The sequence below is a fragment of the Streptomyces sp. NPDC059564 genome (assembly GCF_042735575.1).
In the GTDB taxonomy this organism is placed as follows: Bacteria; Actinomycetota; Actinomycetes; order Streptomycetales; family Streptomycetaceae; genus Streptomyces.
This window is the reverse complement of sequence record NZ_JBHWBP010000034.1, coordinates 20,675-39,785: the sequence shown is the minus strand read 5'-3', so window position 1 is coordinate 39,785 and position 19,111 is coordinate 20,675. Positions and strand designations below refer to the sequence as shown.

General features: G+C 74.3%; 20 protein-coding genes. 13 read left to right on the top strand and 7 right to left on the bottom strand.

Annotation, left to right across the window (positions count from 1 at the left end; all coding sequences use genetic code 11):
• Positions 1–1,651, top strand: a 1,651-nt coding sequence (locus tag ACFV0Q_RS09630; protein ID WP_385003067.1) for a bifunctional 3'-5' exonuclease/DNA polymerase, incomplete at its 5' end; no start/stop codon positions are given.
• A gap of 86 nt (positions 1,652–1,737) precedes the next feature.
• On the opposite strand, the gene ACFV0Q_RS09625 is transcribed toward ACFV0Q_RS09630, so the two are convergent.
• From ACFV0Q_RS09625 to ACFV0Q_RS09610, 4 genes are all read right to left on the bottom strand, one after another.
• Positions 1,738–2,952 carry a serine hydrolase domain-containing protein gene (locus ACFV0Q_RS09625; RefSeq protein ID WP_385003064.1) on the bottom strand — a complete coding sequence of 405 codons (1,215 nt, stop codon included), beginning with the start codon at positions 2,950–2,952 and terminating at the stop codon, positions 1,738–1,740.
• Between the two features lie 123 nt (positions 2,953–3,075).
• Entirely contained in the window at positions 3,076–4,146 is a 1,071-nt protein-coding gene (gene cysK, locus ACFV0Q_RS09620) for a cysteine synthase A (protein WP_385003061.1), read from the bottom strand.
• Positions 4,147–4,211: 65 nt separating this feature from the next.
• Complete coding sequence (gene epsC, locus ACFV0Q_RS09615; RefSeq protein WP_385003058.1) at positions 4,212–4,823, bottom strand: serine O-acetyltransferase EpsC; 612 nt, start codon at positions 4,821–4,823, stop codon at positions 4,212–4,214.
• The gene (locus ACFV0Q_RS09610; RefSeq protein ID WP_385003055.1) at positions 4,823–5,389 is read right to left on the bottom strand and encodes an NADPH-dependent FMN reductase; all 567 of its coding nucleotides are present in this window, start codon (positions 5,387–5,389) and stop codon (positions 4,823–4,825) included. The genes epsC and ACFV0Q_RS09610 overlap by 1 nt, the downstream gene beginning before the upstream one ends.
• A gap of 337 nt (positions 5,390–5,726) precedes the next feature.
• Here ACFV0Q_RS09610 and ACFV0Q_RS09605 point away from each other — a divergent pair, with 337 nt between their 5' ends.
• Together ACFV0Q_RS09605 and ACFV0Q_RS09600 are read left to right on the top strand one after the other, a co-directional pair.
• Entirely contained in the window at positions 5,727–5,948 is a 222-nt protein-coding gene (locus ACFV0Q_RS09605; RefSeq protein WP_385003052.1) for a hypothetical protein, read from the top strand.
• 3 nt (positions 5,949–5,951) lie between these two features.
• Positions 5,952–6,269: a hypothetical protein gene (locus tag ACFV0Q_RS09600; protein WP_385003049.1), complete on the top strand. Its 318-nt coding sequence runs from the start codon at positions 5,952–5,954 to the stop codon at positions 6,267–6,269.
• Between the two features lie 19 nt (positions 6,270–6,288).
• Here the strand turns inward: ACFV0Q_RS09600 and ACFV0Q_RS09595 are convergent, their stop codons facing one another.
• Positions 6,289–7,278: a helix-turn-helix transcriptional regulator gene (locus ACFV0Q_RS09595; protein WP_385003046.1), complete on the bottom strand. Its 990-nt coding sequence runs from the start codon at positions 7,276–7,278 to the stop codon at positions 6,289–6,291.
• 194 nt (positions 7,279–7,472) lie between these two features.
• Here ACFV0Q_RS09595 and ACFV0Q_RS09590 point away from each other — a divergent pair, with 194 nt between their 5' ends.
• Positions 7,473–7,703, top strand: a complete 231-nt coding sequence (locus tag ACFV0Q_RS09590) for a helix-turn-helix transcriptional regulator (RefSeq protein ID WP_385003043.1) — start codon at positions 7,473–7,475, stop codon at positions 7,701–7,703.
• A 76-nt stretch (positions 7,704–7,779) separates the two neighbouring features.
• On the opposite strand, the gene ACFV0Q_RS09585 is transcribed toward ACFV0Q_RS09590, so the two are convergent.
• Together ACFV0Q_RS09585 and ACFV0Q_RS09580 are read right to left on the bottom strand one after the other, a co-directional pair.
• Positions 7,780–8,298, bottom strand: a complete 519-nt coding sequence (locus ACFV0Q_RS09585) for a hypothetical protein (RefSeq protein WP_385003040.1) — start codon at positions 8,296–8,298, stop codon at positions 7,780–7,782.
• 95 nt (positions 8,299–8,393) lie between these two features.
• Positions 8,394–10,148, bottom strand: a complete 1,755-nt coding sequence (locus ACFV0Q_RS09580) for an ABC transporter ATP-binding protein (RefSeq protein ID WP_385003037.1) — start codon at positions 10,146–10,148, stop codon at positions 8,394–8,396.
• A gap of 282 nt (positions 10,149–10,430) precedes the next feature.
• Here ACFV0Q_RS09580 and lxmA point away from each other — a divergent pair, with 282 nt between their 5' ends.
• From lxmA to lxmJ, 9 genes are all read left to right on the top strand, one after another.
• Positions 10,431–10,646 carry a lexapeptide family class V lantibiotic gene (gene lxmA / locus ACFV0Q_RS09575; RefSeq protein ID WP_100660920.1) on the top strand — a complete coding sequence of 72 codons (216 nt, stop codon included), beginning with the start codon at positions 10,431–10,433 and terminating at the stop codon, positions 10,644–10,646.
• Between the two features lie 125 nt (positions 10,647–10,771).
• Positions 10,772–11,362, top strand: a complete 591-nt coding sequence (gene lxmD / locus ACFV0Q_RS09570) for a peptide terminal cysteine decarboxylase LxmD (RefSeq protein WP_385003034.1) — start codon at positions 10,772–10,774, stop codon at positions 11,360–11,362.
• A complete protein-coding gene (locus tag ACFV0Q_RS09565) occupies positions 11,359–12,327 on the top strand; it encodes a hypothetical protein (RefSeq protein WP_385003031.1) in 969 nt (322 codons plus the stop codon). Before lxmD ends, ACFV0Q_RS09565 begins: the two co-directional genes overlap by 4 nt.
• The gene (gene lxmK / locus ACFV0Q_RS09560; protein ID WP_385003030.1) at positions 12,324–13,475 is read left to right on the top strand and encodes a class V lanthionine synthetase subunit LxmK; all 1,152 of its coding nucleotides are present in this window, start codon (positions 12,324–12,326) and stop codon (positions 13,473–13,475) included. The genes ACFV0Q_RS09565 and lxmK overlap by 4 nt, the downstream gene beginning before the upstream one ends.
• Entirely contained in the window at positions 13,472–14,494 is a 1,023-nt protein-coding gene (locus ACFV0Q_RS09555; RefSeq protein ID WP_385003028.1) for a T3SS effector HopA1 family protein, read from the top strand. Before lxmK ends, ACFV0Q_RS09555 begins: the two co-directional genes overlap by 4 nt.
• A 1-nt stretch (position 14,495) precedes the next feature.
• Entirely contained in the window at positions 14,496–15,383 is an 888-nt protein-coding gene (locus ACFV0Q_RS09550; RefSeq protein WP_385003025.1) for a class I SAM-dependent methyltransferase, read from the top strand.
• Positions 15,380–16,654, top strand: coding sequence for a M16 family metallopeptidase (locus tag ACFV0Q_RS09545; RefSeq protein WP_385003022.1), 1,275 nt, complete (start codon positions 15,380–15,382; stop codon positions 16,652–16,654). Before ACFV0Q_RS09550 ends, ACFV0Q_RS09545 begins: the two co-directional genes overlap by 4 nt.
• On the top strand, positions 16,651–17,988 hold the full coding sequence (locus ACFV0Q_RS09540; RefSeq protein WP_385003019.1) for a M16 family metallopeptidase: 1,338 nt from the start codon (positions 16,651–16,653) through the stop codon (positions 17,986–17,988). Before ACFV0Q_RS09545 ends, ACFV0Q_RS09540 begins: the two co-directional genes overlap by 4 nt.
• Complete coding sequence (gene lxmJ, locus ACFV0Q_RS09535) at positions 17,985–19,010, top strand: F420-dependent peptide dehydroalanine reductase LxmJ (RefSeq protein ID WP_385003070.1); 1,026 nt, start codon at positions 17,985–17,987, stop codon at positions 19,008–19,010. Before ACFV0Q_RS09540 ends, lxmJ begins: the two co-directional genes overlap by 4 nt.
• The last annotated feature ends 101 nt before the right edge of the window (positions 19,011–19,111 follow it).

Genomic DNA, 19,111 nt, shown 5'->3' with positions numbered 1-19,111 from the left:
GCCCGCGACCCCCACCCCCGGCCCCCGCCTCCGCGTCCGCGACCCCGCCGAGGCGATCCGCGCCGCCCCCACCGCCACCCGCTGGATCTGGCGGTCCACCGCCGCCGTCAACCCCCGCCTGCTCGCCGCGGGCACCCGCGTCGAGCGCTGCTACGACGTGGAGGACGCCGAGCTGCTCCTCCTCGGCCACGAGGGCCGCTTCGGCGAACCCCGCTCGGCGGCCGCCGCCTGGGCCCGCCTCACCGACTCCCCCGTACCCCCCGACCCCCCGCAGCGCGCCGCCGAACCCGGCGCCCAGGACTCCCTCTTCGACCCCCGCCCCACCACCCCGGTCTCCCTCGACGCCCTGATCGCCGTCCACGCCGACCAGGCCCGCCGGATCGCCGCCACCGCCCACCCCGACCGGATGCGGCTGCTCATCGCCTCCGAGTCGGCCGCCTTCCTGATCGCCGCCGAGATGCACCGCGCCGGCCTGCCCTGGCGGGCCGACGTCCACCGCGCGCTGCTGACGGAGCTGCTCGGCGAGCGCTACGCCGGCGGCGGCGAGCCGCGCCGCCTCGCCGCGCTCGCCGACGAGGTCTCCGCCGCGTTCGGCCGCCGCGTGCGCCCCGATCTGCCGGCCGACGTCATCAAGGCCTTCGCGGAGGCCGGCATCAAACTGAAGTCCACCCGCCGCTGGACGATCCAGGAGCTCGACCACCCCGCCGTGGAGCCCCTGCTCGCCTACAAGAAGCTCTACCGGATCTACACCGCCCACGGCTGGTCCTGGCTCGCCGACTGGGTCCACGACGGCCGCTTCCGCCCCGAGTTCGTCCCCGGCGGCACCCTCACCGGCCGCTGGGTCACCAACGGCGGCGGCGCCCTGCAGATCCCCAAGGTGATCCGGCGGGCGGTCGTCGCCGATCCCGGCTGGCGGCTCGTCGTCGCCGACGCCGACCAGATGGAGCCGCGCGTCCTCGCCGCGATCTCCCGCGACCCGGCCTTCATGGAGGTGGCGGGCCGCGAGGAGGACCTCTACACGGCCGTCTCCCGGCAGGGCTTCGCCGGCGACCGGGACCAGGCCAAGATCGCCGTGCTCGGCGCCGTCTACGGGCAGACCTCCGGCGACGGCCTGAAGAACCTCGCCGCGCTCCGCCGCCGCTTCCCCCGGGCCGTGGCCTACGTGGACGACGCCGCCCGCGCGGGCGAGGAGGGCCGGCTGGTGCGGACCTGGCTCGGCCGGACCTGCCCGCCGCCCGTCTCCGCGGCCGACGACGACGGCGGCGAGGCCGGCATCCCCCAGGAAGCCGCCCCCCGGGCCGGCGGCCGCCCCGACCGCGAGGACGGCTGGACCCCGAGCTACGCCTCCGCCGACACCCGGGCCCGCGGCCGCTTCACCCGCAACTTCGTCGTGCAGGGCAGCGCCGCGGACTGGGCCCTGCTGCTCCTGGCGGCGCTGCGCCAGTCCCTCACCACCGCCGGGATGCGCGCCGAGCTGGTGTTCTTCCAGCACGACGAGGTGATCGTGCACTGTCCCGCCGAGGAGGCCCCGGCCGTAGCCGAGGCCATCCGCGCCGCCGGGGAGCGCGCGGGCCGGCTCTGCTTCGGCGACACCCCGGTCCGCTTCCCCTTCACCACCGCGATCGTGGAGTGCTACGCCGACGCGAAATGACCCCGCGTCAGTCCGCCGCGCCGGTGCGGCGGCCGGACGGGGCGACGTACAGGGCGACGTACAGGCCGTTCCCGCCCCCATGGTGCTCAGTGACCGGCGACCGGCTCCGCGGGGAGCTTGAAGAGGTGCTGCGGGGTGACGATCTGCGTGATCGCCTCGCCGAACAGGGCGCTGGGTTCGGAGCCCTCGTGGGCGATGTCCGTGTTAAGCAGGACGACCATCGTGGCCCGCGACTGCGGCAGGTACACGGTCAGCGACTGGTATCCGGGCAGCGAGCCGTTGTGCCCGATCCAGCCCTCGACGTTGAAGATGCCCAGGCCGTAGCCGGTGTCGGGCAGGCCCCCGGCCGGGCTCACCTTCAGCCGCTGGGCCTGGGTGGCGGGGGTCAGCAGGGTGCCCGTGGCCAGGGTCTTGGCCCAGCTCCGCATGTCGGGGAGGTCGGAGATCATCGCGCCGGCCGCCCAGCCCCAGGAGGGGTTCCAGTCGGTGGCGTCCTCGGTCTTCCCGGTGGCGGTCTGGTTGGTGTAGCCGTGCGCGTGCGGAGCCGGGAACTCCGCTCCCGTCGGGAAGACCGTGTGCTTCAGCCCCGCGGGTTTGACCACCTGCTCGCCGATGTAGTCGGCGAGCTTGCTCCCGCTCGCCTTCTCCACCACCAGCCCCAGCAGGATCAGATTGGTGTTGTTGTACTCGAACTTCGTGCCGGGCGCGAAGTTCACCGGGTGCCTGAAGGAGTACGCGAGGAGCTCCTGCGGGGTGAAGTTCCGCCGGGGGTCGCTCGTCAGGGCCTTGAAGAAACCTTCGTCCTCGGAGTAGTTGAACAGTCCGCTGCGCATGTCGGCGAGCTCGCGCAGGGTGATCTCGTCCCCGCCCGGGACACCGGCGACGTACCTGCCGATGGGGTCGTCCAGGCCCGCCTTCCCCTGGTCGACCAGCCGCAGCAGCGCCGTCACCGTGAAGGTCTTCGTCTCGCTGCCGATCCGCATGTTCAGGCCGGGGGTCATGGGCGCGCCGGTCGCCTTGTCGGCGACGCCGAAGGCCCGTACGTACTCGCCCTTGCCGGGGGCCGAGACCGCCACGATGACCCCGGGGACCTCCGCCTCCCTCATCACCTTCCGCACGGCCGTGTCCAGCTGCGCCGCCACCGCGGGCGTGAGCTTCGGGAACTCGTCGGCCGCGGGGGTCGCCGCCACGGCGGAGGGTGCGCCCGCGTCCCACGCGTAGCCCACGCCGACGCCCACCGGCACCACCACCAGCCCCACCGCGGCCGCGCCGACCGCCGCGCCGCGCCACCGTGTCCTCATGCCGGCCTCCTGCCCGTGCGCCGCCGCGCCCCTCCCCCACGCTAGCCCCGTCCCCGCCGCCCCTGCGACCGCAGGGGTGGCGGGGTGGCCGCACCGTGGAGGCGGGTCCCGCGACGGAGGGGCTCAGGAGGTGACGGCCGCGGCGGCGGGCTCCTCGACGGGACGGGCGACGGGCTGCTCGGCGGCCGGCTGCTGGACGACGGGCTGCTGGACGACGGGCCGTTCGGCCGGCCGGGCGGCGGGGGCGGCGGCCTCCTCCTCGTCCCAGAGGCTGAGGTAGCGCTCGCCGGTGTCGGGCAGCACGGTGACGATCGTGGCGCCGATGTAGTCCGGGTGCGCGGCCAGCCGGGAGCAGGCGTGGGCGACGGCGCCGGAGGAGACCCCGACGAAGACGCCCTGGCGGCGGGCGAGCGTACGGGCCGCGGTCATCGCGTCCTCGTCGGAGACGGTCACGACGCTGTCGATCAGCTCCACGTCCGTGGTCGGGGCGACGAAACCGCCGTTGAGGCCGGGTATGCGGTGCTGACCGCCGGTGCCCTGGGAGAGCACGGGGGAGTTCTCCGGCTCGACCGCGACGATCCGGATGGTCGGGTCCTGCTCCTTGAGGTACTTCGCGATGCCGGTCAGGGTCCCGCCGGTGCCCACGCCACAGACCAGGACGTCGACCCGGCCGCCCGTGTCGGCCCAGATCTCCGGGCCGGTGGTCTCGTAGTGGGCCCGCACGTTGTCCGGGTTCTCGTGCTGGCGGGGGAACCAGGACCCGGGGGTCGCGGCGTGCAGCTCCTCCGCCCTGGCGATGGCACCGGGGTAGCCCGCGTCGCGCGGGGTCTGCACGATCTCCGCACCGAGGGCCCTGAGCAGGGCGACCCGCTCGCGGGTGGCGCTGTCGGGCAGCACGATGACGCAGCGGTAGCCGCGGGCGGCGCAGAGCGCGGCCAGCGAGATGCCCGTGTTGCCGGAGGTCGCCTCGATGACGGTCCCGCTGCCCGGCCTGATGTCGCCCCGCTCCTCGGCGGCCTTCAGCATGTACAGGGCGGCCCGGTCCTTGCTGGTGGACATCGGGTTGGCCGACTCCAGCTTGGCCAGCACCTCGGTGCCGGGGGCGGTGTCGTCGAAGCGCAGGCGGATCAGCGGGGTGGAACCGATCAGGTCCTCGATGCTGTCGGCGATGCGGCGGGTCTCACGGCTTTCCACGTCTGGTTCCTCACAAGTCGGTTCGTACGGCTGTGGATCGGGGGGCGTACGGTCGGCCGGGCCGGCTACCAGGAGCCGGCCGACGCGGTCACCGCGTACAGGTCCTCCATGGGCTCCGGCTCCTTGCCGACGGCCTTGATGACGGCGGTCGCGGCGAGCACCCGGGCGCCCGCGGGCACGTCCTTGTTCACCAGCGCCTGCGCCCCGATGACGGCGTGCTCGCCGATCGTGACGGGGCCCAGCACGGTGGCGTTCGTGCCGAGCACGACATTGCGGCCCACCACCGGATGGCGGCGCTCCCCCTCGGGCCGTGCGTTGTCGCTCCACCAGCCGACCGCGCCCAGCGTCACCTGGTGGTAGATGGTCACGTCGTCGCCGACCACTGCGGTCTCACCGATCACCACGGCCGCGCCGTGGTCGATGAACACCCGGCGGCCGAGCACCGCACCGGGGTGGATCTCCACGGCGGTGCCCCGGCGGGCGCGCCAGGCGATGGCCCGCGCGGTCATCCGCATCCCGCGCGAGTGCAGCCGGTGCGCGACCCGGTGCGCCCACAGCGCGGGCAACGCCGCGTGCAGCAGGGCCTCGCGGCGGTTGCGCATGGACGGATCCCGCGCCACCACCACCTCCAGGTCCTCCTTCATGATCTGGAAGAGCCCGAGCCGGTCGCCGGCCATCAGACAAGCGCCCCGGCGTTGGCGACCTCGTCCAGCAGCGCACCGGTCAGGCTCGCCAGCAGGGCCACGAGCTCCGGGTCGGTGTAGCGGCCGTCCTCGGTGGCGACCCCTCCCGCCCCGCGGACGGCGACCGGCTCGTGCTCGACGACCCGCGCACCGCAGCGCGTGAGGACGCCGATCAGCCCGGCCTGGGCGTCGAGACCGCCGCGCGCTCCGGGGGAGGCGCTGGCCACGGCCGTCACCTTGCCGGTCAGCGGACTCGGGCCGTCGATGCCGCGGGACAGCCAGTCCAGCGCGTTCTTCAGTACGCCGGGCATCTCGCCGTTGTAGGAGGGGGTGCTGATGAACAGCGCGTCCGCCCCGGCGACGAGCTCCTTGGCCGCCCGCACCGCCGCCGACCCGTCGGCCCGCTCCAGCCCGGCCTCGTAGAACGGCAGCTCCGCCGCGGACACGAAAACACCCTCGTGCTCCCCGGGCAGGCCCGCCAGGATCTGGCGCACGGTCTCCAGCACAGCGGTGTTCACCGAGTCCGGACGCGTACTGCCGGACACCAAAACGATCTTCACCACAGGATCTCCTCCTCAGCCTCGGCCGCCCGGAGACCCCTGTCCGTGGTTCCCGAACTCGCTCAACGGGACGCGCCACCGATCAGGCCCGCGCCCCCCGACGCAAAGATCCCAGCCCCCACCCGATGCCGGACTCGAACCCCACTGGAGAACCCTTCACCAACCGGTCCACCCCCACCGGAACGACAACCGGACGTGGGCGTGGCACGAAGCTGATGCGACGGGTGCAACAAGCTGACACCGATCGCCATGGAACGGGACCTGCCCCGCTGACAGGGTTGTCCTCACCGGCCAACCACCGGAAAAACAACCGCTCTTCCACCCCACGGAGACCACGATGAACGTCAAGACGATCAGCGTCGCGCTGATGCCGACCGCGGCCCTCCTCGTCATCCTGGCCCCGGCCGAGGCCTTCGCGGCGACCCCGCACCAGGCCGCGCCGGAGAAGATCTGCTCGGTGTCGCACCCCTTCCCGCAGCCCGACCTGCTGCCGCGGTCCCCGCACCGGCCGGCCGTGAAGCCGCTGCCGAAGCCGGCCTGCGTCAACGGCTGGCAGTGAGGGATGGGAGCACGGCAACCGTACGAGGTCGCCCTGGTCAGAGCCGGACCCGAGGCCGCGGCGGCGGAGACCACCGTCATGCGGCTCGTGGGAATGCTGCCGGCGCACTGGACGTGCGCACAGCGGCTGGAGGCCGACCGGATCACGCTGCTGGTACGGGTCCACCGGGCGGGAACCACGGACCTCGACGACGTCGGGGACGGGGATGCGGACGCGGACGCGGACGCGGACGCGGACGCGGACGCGGAAGCGGTCCGGGGCTGGCTGGCCTGGGCGCTCGGCGACCACGCGCTCCGCGGATGGCGCGCGGGAGGACCGTAGCGCCCGGGCTCGGCCGCCGCTAGATCCAGCCCCGCTCCCGGGCGAGGAGCGCGGCGTGCGGACGGCTGCTGGCGCCCAGGACGCGCAGGACGTCGGCGACGTGACGACGGTAGGTGCGGACGGAGATGTCGAGGTTCCGGGCGCCCGTCTCGTCCTTGCCCACGCGGCACAGCTCTTCCAGGACCCGGCGCTCGATCACCGAGAGCACGTCGACGGAGTCGGATCCGTCGCCGGTCAGCACGGCCAGGTCCACGGCCTGGTCCCAGATCTTCTCGAAGAGCGCCAGGATGTTGGAGACCAGACCGGCCTGCTGGGTGACCAGTGCGCCGCGCGAGGTGTCCGCCGGGTCGACCGGCACGAGGGCGGTCTGCCGGTCGTAGACGAGGATCCGCTCGGAAAAGCTCTCGGCGACCCTGATCGATGCTCCCTGCGCGGTGAGTTCGCGCAGGTAGGCGACCGTCGGCGGGTGGTCCAGGGCCTCCTTGCGGACGATGCTGCAGATGCGGACGCCCCGGCGCAGACACCGGGTGTCGAGGGGCCGCGCGTGGACGATGTTGTCGGGCGTGAGCGCGGAGTACGGCTCCACCGACAGGATTTCCTCGCGGGCGAAGAAGGCCAGGTCGTCGATGCGGTCGCGGATCTGGGACAGCACCTCCAGCCGCTCCACCCCTTGCGGGGCCAGGGACCTGGCGCCCTGCTCGGCCTTCAGGTCCGCCACCAGGTGGCGGGACTGGGTGACCTGCTGGAGCTGTTCGTGCAGGACCCGCAGCTGGAGATCGGTGAGCCGGCCCACGGCCGTCTCCGGATCCGTGGCGAAGACGGACGTCCGGTCACCTTGGAGCAGGCCGAGTTGGGACAGCCTTTCCCGGGCGGCCTCGACTTCTTCCCGGGGCGCGTGGAGGAGGAGGTGAATGTCCTCGTCCAATGTTCCCGGGTTGCGCAGGAAGTGGCGGTATATCCGCTCCTCCGTGGCTGTGAGTCCGAGTACGAGCAGGCTGGTGCCGTTCACTTTTGCCCCCGCAGGCCGTGCGATCGATCACTGCCCGGCACGAGTCAGATGCCGCGCAGTCTTACGTACTGGCAAACAGGGTAATGCCCAGGTAAAAATCGAACACCGGCATAGCGGCCGAAAGTGACATGAATCATGAACCATCAACGGGGGAAGCTACTTTGAAGTCATTGACCGGAGATCACCCACTGGACTTGTCCTCCCTCACGGGCCGCGAGGTGGAAGTGCTCCTGCTGCTGGCGTCCGGGGAACAGAACCGCCTGCTCGCACGGCGCCTCGGCATCTCGGAGCGCACGGTCCGCGCGCACACCGCCAGCATCGTGCGCAAGCTCCAGCTGAAGTCGAGGTTCGAGGCCGCGATCGTCGCCCACCTCCACGCCGACGACATCAAGGACCTGGAGACCACGCAGCGCAGCGCCGCCTGACCGGCGGGCAGACATGGGGAGAGGCCCCGTCCGGCTGAACCGGACGGGGCCTCTCTCGTGCGTGCGGGCGTGGGGGCTAGGGGAGTGCGCTGCTCACGCCGTCCACGATCATCATCCACATGGGCTGGCCGCCGGTACCGAAGGCCGAGGCCAGGGCGTAGCCGACGGACGCGTCCAGGGGCCGGACCTCGGCGTCCTCCCGCCACTCCGCGAGGACCAGCTCGTCGCCGTCGGAGGAGAAGTCGCCGATGTGCGCGCCGTCGCGGGTCAGCCGGCTGCTGGGGACCGAGTCCGGGACCAGGCGGTAGGCCACTCCCTCGAACTCCACGTCCACCCGGTACGAACGCCTGCTCAGAGCGCCCTTGGCCGGCTTCAGCTCCGCTTCCCGGCCGTCGATCCGCAGGGTGAGGAAGGCGGGGTCGCGGGTGCCGATGGCGGTCTGCGGGTCCACTTCCGACTCGGGGTCCCGCTCCAGGACCACGCGGGGGATCCCCTCGCCTTCGACCTCGAGGCGGTCCTGGCCGTCCTGGCGGACGGTGATCCCGCCGAAGCGGGTGTCCTCGATGGGGGTCGGGTTCCGGTCTGAGTCGTTCATGCGTCAAGTCCTTCGGTGCGGGTGGGACTGGCGGTTCATCGCCGTTGGTTCGGCCGGCCCGGGCGGACGGTCCGTGTGCGGCCCGCCGGAGCCGCTCAGCGGGCGGAGGCCAGCTGGGTCGCGGCCAGCTCGCGGTAGAGGTCGTTGCGCTCCAGCAGCTCCCCGTGCGGGCCGTGGTCGCCGACCCGGCCGTCGTCGAAGAGGATCAGCTGGTCGGCGGAGGTCACCGTGGACAGCCGGTGCGCGATGAGCAGGACCGTGCAGTTCTCGGCGGCCTGCTCGACCGTCTTGCGCAGGGCGAGCTCGCTGAGACCGTCGAGATGGGCCGTGACCTCGTCCAGCAGCAGCACCTGCGGATTGCGGAGCAACGCCCGGGCGATGGCGAGGCGTTGCCGTTCGCCGCCGGAGAGGGCGAGGCCGCGCGAGCCCACCTCGGTGTCGAGTCCGTCCGGGAGGCCCGCGACGAACTCGTCGAGGAGGGTCTTGCGGAGCACCTCGGCGACGGCCTCGTCGGTGGCGTCGGGGGCCGAGTAGAGGAGGTTCTCGCGCAGGGTTCCCGCGAGCATCGGGGAGTCCTGCTCGACGTAGGCGATGCGGCGCCGCAGGTCGGCCCGGCTCAGGGAGCGGATGTCCGTCCCGTCGAGGCGGATGCTGCCCGCGTCCATGTCGTAGAAGCGCTGGATCAGAGAGAACACCGTGGTCTTTCCCGATCCGGAGGAACCGACGATCGCGGTGACCGCGCCCGCGGGCGCGGTGAAACTGGTCCCCTTCAGGGTAGGCGTACGGCCCTGGTAGGCGAACTCCAGGCCCTCCACGACCACTTCCGGCGGCGGACCCGAGGGCAGCGCCGGCGTCAGGTCCACGTCGTCCTCGGTCTCCATCCCGCGGACCTCCTCGATCCGGGCGAGGGCGCCGAGGCCCTGCTGGAGGGCGGTGGTCCCGGAGACCAGGGACAGGATGGGCCCGCCCAGGTTGAACAGGTAGAGCAGGAAGCCGATCAGCGCGGCGAGGTCCAGCGCGCCGGTGGCGACGAGCGCCCCGCCGAAGCCGATGACCGCGAGGAACGACGCCTGGACGACCAGCCCCGCGAGCACCGCGATCATCGCCTGGTACCGGGCGCCCACCAGCCCGGCACGGTACGCCCGCTCGGCGGCGGCGTCGGCGCGCTCGGTCTCCTTGGCCTCGCCGCCGTTGGCCTTGACCGTACGGGCGGCTCCCAGCGCGCGGTCCAGGGCGGCGCCGATCGCGCCGACGGATTCCTGGGCCTGGGTGGTGACCCGGCGGATGCGCGGCATGACCACGCCCATCGCGACACCGACGACCAGCAGGACCACCGAGGTGATGCCGAGCAGGGGCAGGCTCGTGACGCCCATCAGCACGATCGTGGCGAGCAGGTGGATCGAGCCGTCGACGATCTGGATGAGCCCGCCGGTGGCGGCGTGCTGCACCAGGGTGCTGTCGGAGGTCACCCGGGTGGTCAGGCCGCCCGGTTCGGTGCGGTCCAGCTCGCTGGTGCGCAGCCGGATCAGGCGGGCGATGAGGCCGCGCCGTACGTGGAGGACCACGCGCTCGGCGGTGCGCTCGCTCAGCCAGGCCTGCCCCCACATGAGGGCGATGGACAGGAGCAGCAGGCCGACCAGCAGCAGGAGTTCGTCGCGCAGTCCGGCGCCGGTCATCAGGTTGCCCAGGACCGTCTGGATGACCATCGGCTGGGCGAGGCCGGCGGCGCTGGCGAGCAGGGTCAGCAGCAGCACCACCGATAGAACACCGCGGTGCGGCCGCGCGTACGAGAGCAGCGCGCGCAGCGCGGGCCGCTCAGCCTTGGGCTGTTCTGCGTCAGATGTGTTCACACACGTATTTCTAATGCTCCGCGCGCACGGGTGGAATTGTCTCTTGCGGCAATGCCGGAACGGCCGCGAAAGGCCCGGGGAGCGGTCGGCGTAATGCCCGCGGAAATGCGGGTGGCGCCCGAACCGCCATTGCCGTCTGAGGAGTTGACGGAGTGGCCAATGCCGCAAGTGGCAATGGTGCGGGACCGGGGCGGCGGGTCACTATCGATCCGTCCCCAGCGGACACCGGCCGCCACTCCGGCGGATCCGGACTTTCACCTGCGCAATCCGAGGAGTTCTCCCATGCAGAACGTCACCGAGAAGGACCTGTTCGACGGCTACACCGCCTACACCTCCGCCGAGGAGCTCGGCCTGCACGACGGCGCCACCGCCGGTCCGGCCTTCAGCCCCACCGTGCCGTGGGCGATCCAGGCCACCGTCATCTCCGCCCGCTCCTCGCAGGCCTGCGCCGCCGCCCTCGGCTCGCTCGCCGCCAAGACCGTCGAGAAGAAGTGCTGATCACCGCATGACATCGGGGACCGGCCGGTCCACCGCGGCGCCCGTCGCCGCGGAGCGGCCGGCCGGCCCCGGCGCGGCGCGCATTCCGCGTCCGCGCGCACCGCAGAAGCCCGAGAGGAGGAGACATGGACGTTCCGGACAGCGGATCGCGGCGTGTGCTCGTCGTGGGAACCGGCGCCCTCGGGGTGGCCTTTCTCCCCTTCTGGATCAACTGGCTGAGGAATGCGCACCCGGAGACCGAGATCCGCGTCGCGCTGACCCGCTCGGCATTGCGGTTCGTTTCCGCCGACGCGATAGCCGTGCTGTCCGGCAGGGAGGTGTTCATCGACGACTGGAGCGAATTCTCCGGAGTCGACGTCCCCCATGTCGAACTGGCGCGTTGGGCGGATCTCGTCCTGGTGCACCCGGCCACCCTGCATTTCGTGAGCCGCTACGCCCTCGGCATCACCGACACCCCTCTGCTGCTCGCCCTCCAGTCCACCGGCGCCGTCGTCGGCGTCGCCCCCTCACTGCCGCCCGCCGCGCACAAGAGCCCTGTCGTCCAAGGCCACTTGGACGTGCTGCGGGCCCGCCCCGGGGTGGTCCTCGCGCCGACGGTCCCCGCGGTCAGCGCCAGTACGGGAGAGCTGGAGGACGGCGGCTCCGCGCCGCTCAACGAGCTGTACGACCTCTGCGCCGCCCGGGCCCGCGCCGCCGGGAAGGGGCCGAAGCCGTGACCGCGCTCCCCGAGCCGCTCGGCCCCGACGTGGTCGCGGAGTACGGGACGGGGCTCCAGACCACCCGGGTGCTCCGCGCGCCCGACGGCGGTTTCCTCTGGTGGCAGGGGCCCGGCGCGCAGGTGGCGGGCCCGCTCCTGGCACCCGCCGCGCACCTGGTCCCCCGCCTGCCCGACGACACCGGCGCCGCGCTGCTGACCGTCCCCGAGCGGGCCGGCGCGGGGCTGCTGCACCGGGTCGGCGGGTCGGCCTCCGCCGCCGCCTGGCTGCGGGACTTCCGGCCCCGGGCCCGTGCCCTCGTAGCCCATTCCCTCGCTTCGGCGGCCCGCGCCCTGCGCACGCTGCACGCCGTACCGGTGCCCCCGCCCGAGGAGCTGCCGCTCGGCGCCCCGCCGGGGCTGGGCCGGCTGCGGGACTGGGCCCACGGCAGCGGTGAGCTGCGGGAACGCGCCCTGGCCTGCTGGGGTGCGGAGCGGATGGAGCGGCTGCTGGGCTGGGCCGCCGACCTCGCCCCGGATCCCGTACGGGACCTCGTACCGGCACCGGCACACGGCCCCGTACAGGGCCCGGCGCCCGCCGCCCGGTCGCTGATCCACGGCTGGGCCTCGCTCGGCGCGCTGATACCGCCCCTGAGCCGGGGCCGGGTGGCGCTGCTGACCGGCGAGGACCTGGCCGCCGGACGGCCGGAGCTGGACCTGGGGTGGCTGCTCGGCGAGCTCGTGGAGCTGGCCTGGACCACCCCGCACCAGAACCCCGCCGACCTCCAGCGGCTGCTGCTGGAGGCCTACGGGCCCGGCCCCGACCCGGTGCTCGTCGGACGGTCCGCCGTCCTGCGGGTCGTCACACACATGCAGGACTTCGCGACCTACCGGGGGTGGGACGACGAACTCCTGGGCTACATCGCCTTTACCGCCGAGCTGATCGACGAGGAGGGCCGCAGAGCGGTCCCCCAGGGAGTGTCATGACTACAGCGACCCCGACCGAGCAGCAGCCCGCGCTGCTGCGGTACCAGCCCACGGAACTCGACACCGTTCCCGAGGTGGCCGAACTCCTGGACCGGCTGGGCCTCGGCAGCTTCGTCCCGGACGGACTCACCGCCTTCGGCGGGCGCAACGACAACTGGGCGGGTACGACGACCCGCGGCGACCAGGTCTTCGTGAAGACGGTCGCCCGCGCCCCCGACGGCAGCAGCCCCGAACTCGACCGCACCCTCGCCTACGAGGCCCTCGCCGGCCGGCTGCCCGCGGACTCCCCGCTCCGCTCCCCCGCCCACCTCGGCGCCCACGAGGGCGCCGCCCTCAACGCCTACCGCCTGCTGTCCGGCGCCCGTTCCGGCTCCGAGGTCGCCCTGGACGGCGGCTTCGACGAGGAGATGTGCCGCGCGGCCGGACGCGCCGTCGCCACCCTGCACGCGCTGAACGCGGACGGCGCCGGCGTGGACACCGGCGAGGCGCCGCTGCCGCCCCTGGCCTGGCTGGAGGCCTTCCCCTGGAGCGCGCTCCACGACCGCAGCATGGCGCAGATCGCCGCCTGGAAGCTGGTCCAGGACGACGCCGAGGTCGTCGCCGCGCTGCACCTGCTGCGGGCGCGGGAACAGGCCGCGCCGCGCACCCCGGCCCACTGCGACCTGCGCTTCGACCAGTTCATCCACCACGAGGGCACGCTCTACCTCTGCGACTGGGAGGAGTTCCGGATCGCCGACCCGGCGCGCGACGTCGGCGCCTTCATCGGCGAGTGGCTCTTCCAGGCCACCTACTCCGTCTTCGCCCCGACGGGCGACCCCGGCGCGGGCGCCCCCGTCCTCGGCTTCGACCTCACCCACGAGGAGATCGTCGAGCGCGGGTCGGCCAGCCTGCGCCGCCACACCCCGCGCATCGCCGCCTTCTGGCAGGGCTACCTCGCATGCCGGGTCCCCGACGCCGAACTGGCCGAGCGGGCCGTCGGCTTCGCCGGCTGGCACATGTACGACCGGCTGATCGCCACGGCCCAGGCCCACGCCGTCCTCAGCCCCGTCGCCCGCGCGGCGGCCGGCATCGGACGGGTCCTGCTGCTCAACCCGTCCGGAGCCGTCGCCACGCTGCGGCTCGAAGCGCCTTCCGGGAGCTCCCGATGACCCCCACCGCCACTGCCACGCGCGTCCTCGCCCCGAGGCTGGCCGCCGCCCTCGACCTGGTCTCCGTACGGGCCGACGGTCTCCAGGCCACCGTCGCCGGGCGCGAGTTCACCGCGGAGAGCCCCCGCGACCTGCGCGGGCGCCTGTCCAACGCGCTGTACGAGGAGTTCCACGCGGGCAACGGCGAGCACCGCCGGGAGCCCGGCGGCGCGCCCCGGCGCAGCCTGCGCGACGCGCGCCTGGAGGAGCGGCTGGCGGCCGGGGTCCCGCACGCCTGGACCCCGACCCGGGCCCGGCTGATCGAGGTGCTGCGCCGGGAGGGCGGCGACCAGCTCGTCGTACGCCTGCCGGACATCACCGCCCGGGTGCCCGCCGACCGGCTCATCGGAGCCGGGACCGGGGCCGGGCCGCGGCCCGGGGACATCGTGGAACTGGCACTGGAGGCGGCCCGCCCCGCCCTGTCGCCCGGCTTCTTCTACGTGATGGGCTCGCGCGCCCTGCCCCGCCCGGCCGGGCCCATCCGCCGGCTCTTCCTGCACGCCCTGGACGGGGACGGCGCGGCCGGCCTGTGGGCGGCCGCTCTGACCGCCCTGGAGGGGGCGGGGGCGCTGTACCACGCGAAGGTCCTGTCCGACCCGGACGACTTCCCGCGCCGCGACGGCCTCGTCGTCTACCTGCACGGCGACCACGAGCCGGGCGAGCGGGCCGTGGTCGAGGCGGTCCGGGACCTGGCCGGACGGGGCGCGGACACCTCGCTGTTCACCGAACGCCTCGCACCGGGCGTGGCCGCCGCGTGGGACCCGCGTGACCCGCGGCCCGGCCAGGGCGGCATGAGCTTCGGACAGCACCGCAGCTTCGCGCTGGCCACGGCACTGGTCGACCACGCCCCGGCGGCCGGCGGCCGTCAGGAGGGCTCGCCGACGGGCTCCCTGGAGGAGCACGTGGCGCGGGAATTCCGGGCGGCGGGGATCGACCCGCTGAACCCCCAGAACAACATCTCCACGACGGAGGGGAACTGACATGAGCGAGACGACGACGGCCCGGGAGACGCCCTCCGAGGAGACGGCCACGGGCGAGACGGACACGGACCGGACGGTCACGGACCGGACGATCACGGACGGGACCGCGACAGACGGGACCGCGACGGCCCCGGCGGACGCGAGCGGGCTCGGCACGGCCATCACCACGGCCTACAGCGACGCCCTCGCCGACGTGTACGACGACATCTACCCCGGCACCCCCGAGATCGCCGAGTACCTGGCCACCCTCACCAAGCCCGGCGCGAGCGTCCTGGAACTCGGCGTCGGCACCGGCCGCGTGGCCCTGCCCCTCGCCGACCACGGCTTCCGGGTCCACGGCGTGGAGACCTCCGAGGCCATGCTCGCCCGCCTCGCCGAGAAGGACCCCGAGGGCCGGATCACCCCGGTGCTCGGCGACCTCGTCCGGCTCGACCTGGAGCGGACCTTCGACGTGGTCCTCGCCCCCTTCAACGTGCTGTGCTGCGCGATGACGGTCGACGAGCAGATCGCGATGATGCACGCGATGGCCCGGCACACGGCGGCGGACGGCCACGTGGTGATCGAGACCTTCGACCCGAGCGACCACCACGTCCAGCGCAAGGCCGACGTCACCACCCGCCCGGCCGGCGGCCGCGGCGTGGTCATCGAGTCCCTGGAGGTGCTCCCCGCCTCCCAGAACATGCTGCTGAACAGCACGCTCTTCCTGGACGGCGCCGCCCCCAAGTCCTCCTCCACGGTGATGCGCTACCTGTGGCCGAGCGAGCTGGACCTGCTGGCGGCCATCGCCCGCCTGGAGCTGGTCGGCCGCTACTCCGGCTGGCAGGAGCAGCCCTTCGACGGCGGTGACAGCCGCAAGATGTGCGTCTCCGTCTTCCGGCCGCTGGCATGAGCCCCTACGACAGCCGGTTGCCGAACGGCCTCGGGCTGTCGGTGGAACCGCTGCCCGGCCGCGGCGGCGGACTCGTCTCGGTCGCGCTGACGGTGGCGGCGGGCGGCGACGCCGACCCGGCGGGCCTGCACGGCACGGCCCACCTGGTCGAACACCTGATGTTCCCGCGCGCGGCGGCCTGCGACGGCCTGGACAGCCACGTCGCCCGCGTCGAGGGCGCCGGCGGGGTCTGCAACGCCGAGACCCACCGCGACCACACCGTCTTCCACACCACCGTCCCGGCCGGGATGCTCACCGAGGTCCTGGAGTGGGAGGCGCGGCGGCTGGTGACCTTCGCCCCCGCGGAGTCCGTGCTGCGTACGGAGACCAGCGTGATCGCCGAGGAGATCCGGGGCGCGGCCGGCGGCGGCCGGGTCTGGGAGGCGGCCCTCGCGGCCCTCCACCCCGGCAGCCGGGACGGTTTCGGCACCGCCGAGGAGCTGGCGGGCGCGACCACCGCCGATGTGGAGGCCTTCTTCCGCCGCCACTACCGACCGGACGCCATGGTGCTCTCGGTGGTGGGGGACGTGGACCCGGAGCGCGTGGCGGCCACGGTGCACCCGCTCTTCGCGGAGCTCCCGGCCAGGCCCGCTCCCGCCCCCGGCCCCGGCCCTTCTCCGGCGCGCGCCGCCGCGCCGGCCACGATCCGGACGGCACCGCTGCCTTCCCCCGTCAGCGGTGCCGCCCTGGGCCACCCCCTGCCCGACCCGGTGCTCGACCGGAGCGGCTACCTCGCCCGGGTCGTCCTGGCCGAGACCCTCGGCCGGAGCCGGCTGCCGCGCCTGACCCGGCGCGACCCCCGGATCACCTCCGCCCGGGTCACCTGCGGCTACCACGGCCAGTGGCTCGGTTCGGCCGCGCCCGACCTGCTCCTCGCGCAGTTCGCGACCGCCCCCGGAGCCGGGCCCGCGGCGGCGGTCGACGGCTGGCGGGAGGTCCTGGCCGAGCTGGCCGAACGCCCCGCGGACGCGGCCGAGCACCGCCGCGCCCTCAACGCGCTGCAGCTGGCCTGCCACCGCCGGGCGGACTCCCTCACCGCCCGCAGCGTCTCCCTCGGCCGTACGGCGCTGCTCTTCCCCGCCGCCCCGGGGCCGGACGCGCTCCCCGGCGACCTGGCCCGGGTGACCCCCGCCGAGGTGTCCGCCGCCGCCCGCGCCCTGCTGTCCGGACCCTGCTCGGTGACCGAGCTGACCCAACCGACCGCACCGACCGGGATCGGAGAGAACCGGTGAACCGCGAGACCAGCGACACCACCCTCGGCAACGGCCTGCGCGTCGTGGTCGTCCGGACCCCCGGCGCGCCCCTCGCCGAGGTCCGCCTCGTGCTGCCGTACGCCCGTACCGCGCCGCACCTCGCCGACGCGCAGGAGCTGCTCGCCGCCTGCTTCGGCACCGGCACCGCGGCCGGGCCCACGACCGGCCCCCGTACGGCCGCCGCCCGCACCCGGCAGGACGTCGCCGACCACGCCGCCGACCTCGGCGCCGAGCTGAGCACCGTCGTCACCGCCGAGTCCCTCGTCATGGCCGCGAGCGTGCTGTCGGCCGGGCTGCACGGCGTCCTCGCGCTCCTCGCCGACCTGCTGCTGCGCCCCGCGTACCGCGAGGCCGAACTCGCCCTCGCCCAGCGGCGCGCGGCCGCCTTCCCGCGTACCCCGGGCCCCCGGCAGCGGCTGCGCCGGGCCCTGCTGGGCCACGCCTTCGGGGCCCACCCCCTGGTGGATCCGCCGGCCGCGCCGACCACGCCGACGACCACCGAGGACCTGTACGCACTGCACGCGCGGGCGGTGGTGCCCGACGGCGCGGTGCTGCTGGTGACGACCGCCGACGGCCCCGACGAGGTGAGCGCCCGCGTCCAGGAGCTGCTGGCGTCCTGGTCGGGCGGCCCGTCCGGGCTTTCCCTGCCGCCCTTCGCCCGCCGCGCCCCCCGCCCCGGCCGCGTCACACTCACCGCCCCGGCCGGGTCCGCCGGTTCCGGCCAGGCGCTCGTACTCTGCGCCGCCCCCGCCGTACCGGGCGGCCACCCGGCCCACGCCCCCCTGCACCTGGCCCAGTTGATCCTCGGCGGGTCCGCCTCCTCGCGGCTGGCCCGGCGGGTCCGCGACCGGCACGGGCTCGCGTACGCGGTCTCCGCGGACCTCCGCGGGAACCGGGCCGGCGACTGGCTGGAGATCGAGTGCGCCGGGGCCCCCGGCACGGCCGGCCGGATCGCCGGGGAGATCACCGGCTGCCTTCGGGAACTCGCCGGGGACGGCCCCTCCCGCGAGGAGGTCGAGCGGGCCCGCGCCTACGCGAGCGGCTTCACCCGCTTCGCGCTCGCCACCCGGACCGAGGAGGCGAGCGCGCTGGCCGGCTTCGCGGCGGCCGGTCTGCCGCTGGACTGGCTGGAGGGCTACCGGGACCGCCTCGCGGAGGTGACGCACCGCCAGGTGGCCGAGGCCGCCGGGTACTTCCTCGACCCCTCCCGCACCGCCGTCTCGACCCTCGACGACGAAGCCCCGGACGCCGCCCCGGACGCGGCGGAAGAAACGACACACCCCGACCAGGAGAGCGACCGGTGGATCCAGTGAACGCGACGCACCCGGCCCCCCGCCCCGCCCCGCGCACCCCCGCGGTCCTCTACCCCCTCCAGCCCGACCACCCCGACCTCGTCGCCCCCTTCGCCTCCCTGGTCCAGCGCACCGGCGCCCGCAGGCTCTGGCTGTGCCAGTCCTTCAAGGCCGAACCGCACCAGGTCCTGGCCCACCTCGCCGGCATGGGCCACAGCACCCCCGTCGGCACGAGCGTGACGCTGCTGCCCCTGCGCCACCCCTACGAGGCCGCCCTCCAGGCCCGCTCCCTCGCCCTCGTCACCGGGCAGCCGGTCGTGGCGGGCTTCGGCATCGGCAACCCGGGCTTCGTCTCCGGGCTCACCGGCAGCCCGTACGCGAGCCCCCGCACGGCCGTGCGGGACTACCTCTCCTCCGTACGCGCCCTCCTCGACGGCGAGACCGTCGCGCACGACGGCCCGTACCACCAGATGCACGGCGCCCTCCTGCCCCTGGCCCACGCCCCGGTCGAGGTCGGCGCCGGGGTGCTGCGCCCCGGCATGGCGCGTACGGCCGGCGAGGTCGCCGACGTGGCCATCACCTGGATGACCCCGCCGTCGTACATCGGGGGAACCCTGCGGCCCGCCCTGGACGAGGGCGCGCGGGGCCGCCCGGTCCGGCCGCGGATCGCCACCGCCGTCCACGTCGCGCTCGCCCGCCCCGGCAGGGACCCCCGGCGCCTCGCGCTGGCGGCGGCCGGCTCGCACCTGGAGGCCCCGCACTACGCCGACATGCTGCGCCGGGCCGGGGTGGCCGTGGACCCGCACGACCCGGCCGCGACGGCCGACGCGCTGCTGCGCGGGCAGGTCGTCGTCACCGGCACCGCCCGGGAGATCGCCGAGGCCCTCGACGGCTACCGCCGCGCGGGGGTGGACGAGCTGATGCTCAACCCCTCGGGCGTACTGCTGACGGAGGGCGTCCACGCGGCCGTCGCCGACCTGGAGGAGATCCTCGCCGCCTGCGACAGCATCCTGCCGCGGCCCCCGCAGGATGCTGCTGCCTGACGGCGGCCGCGGGACCTGCCCCAACTGCTTTGCTGGGAAGTGCGGATGGGACATTCCGTTTCCGTTCGGCTCCGCTCCGCTCCGTTCCGTTCCGTTCCACC

What these genes read in the sequence shown, in the direction of transcription:
- ACFV0Q_RS09625 (WP_385003064.1), bottom strand. Translation starts at nt 2,952, where the DNA reads ATGAGGACACGGTGGCGCGGCGCGGCGGTCGGCGCGGCCGCGGTGGGG.
- epsC (WP_385003058.1), bottom strand. Translation starts at nt 4,823, where the DNA reads ATGGCCGGCGACCGGCTCGGGCTCTTCCAGATCATGAAGGAGGACCTG.
- ACFV0Q_RS09605 (WP_385003052.1), top strand. Translation starts at nt 5,727, where the DNA reads ATGAACGTCAAGACGATCAGCGTCGCGCTGATGCCGACCGCGGCCCTC.
- ACFV0Q_RS09600 (WP_385003049.1), top strand. Translation starts at nt 5,952, where the DNA reads ATGGGAGCACGGCAACCGTACGAGGTCGCCCTGGTCAGAGCCGGACCC.
- ACFV0Q_RS09585 (WP_385003040.1), bottom strand. Translation starts at nt 8,298, where the DNA reads ATGAACGACTCAGACCGGAACCCGACCCCCATCGAGGACACCCGCTTC.
- lxmA (WP_100660920.1), top strand. Translation starts at nt 10,431, where the DNA reads ATGCAGAACGTCACCGAGAAGGACCTGTTCGACGGCTACACCGCCTAC.
- lxmD (WP_385003034.1), top strand. Translation starts at nt 10,772, where the DNA reads ATGGACGTTCCGGACAGCGGATCGCGGCGTGTGCTCGTCGTGGGAACC.
- lxmK (WP_385003030.1), top strand. Translation starts at nt 12,324, where the DNA reads ATGACTACAGCGACCCCGACCGAGCAGCAGCCCGCGCTGCTGCGGTAC.
- ACFV0Q_RS09555 (WP_385003028.1), top strand. Translation starts at nt 13,472, where the DNA reads ATGACCCCCACCGCCACTGCCACGCGCGTCCTCGCCCCGAGGCTGGCC.
- ACFV0Q_RS09550 (WP_385003025.1), top strand. Translation starts at nt 14,496, where the DNA reads ATGAGCGAGACGACGACGGCCCGGGAGACGCCCTCCGAGGAGACGGCC.
- ACFV0Q_RS09545 (WP_385003022.1), top strand. Translation starts at nt 15,380, where the DNA reads ATGAGCCCCTACGACAGCCGGTTGCCGAACGGCCTCGGGCTGTCGGTG.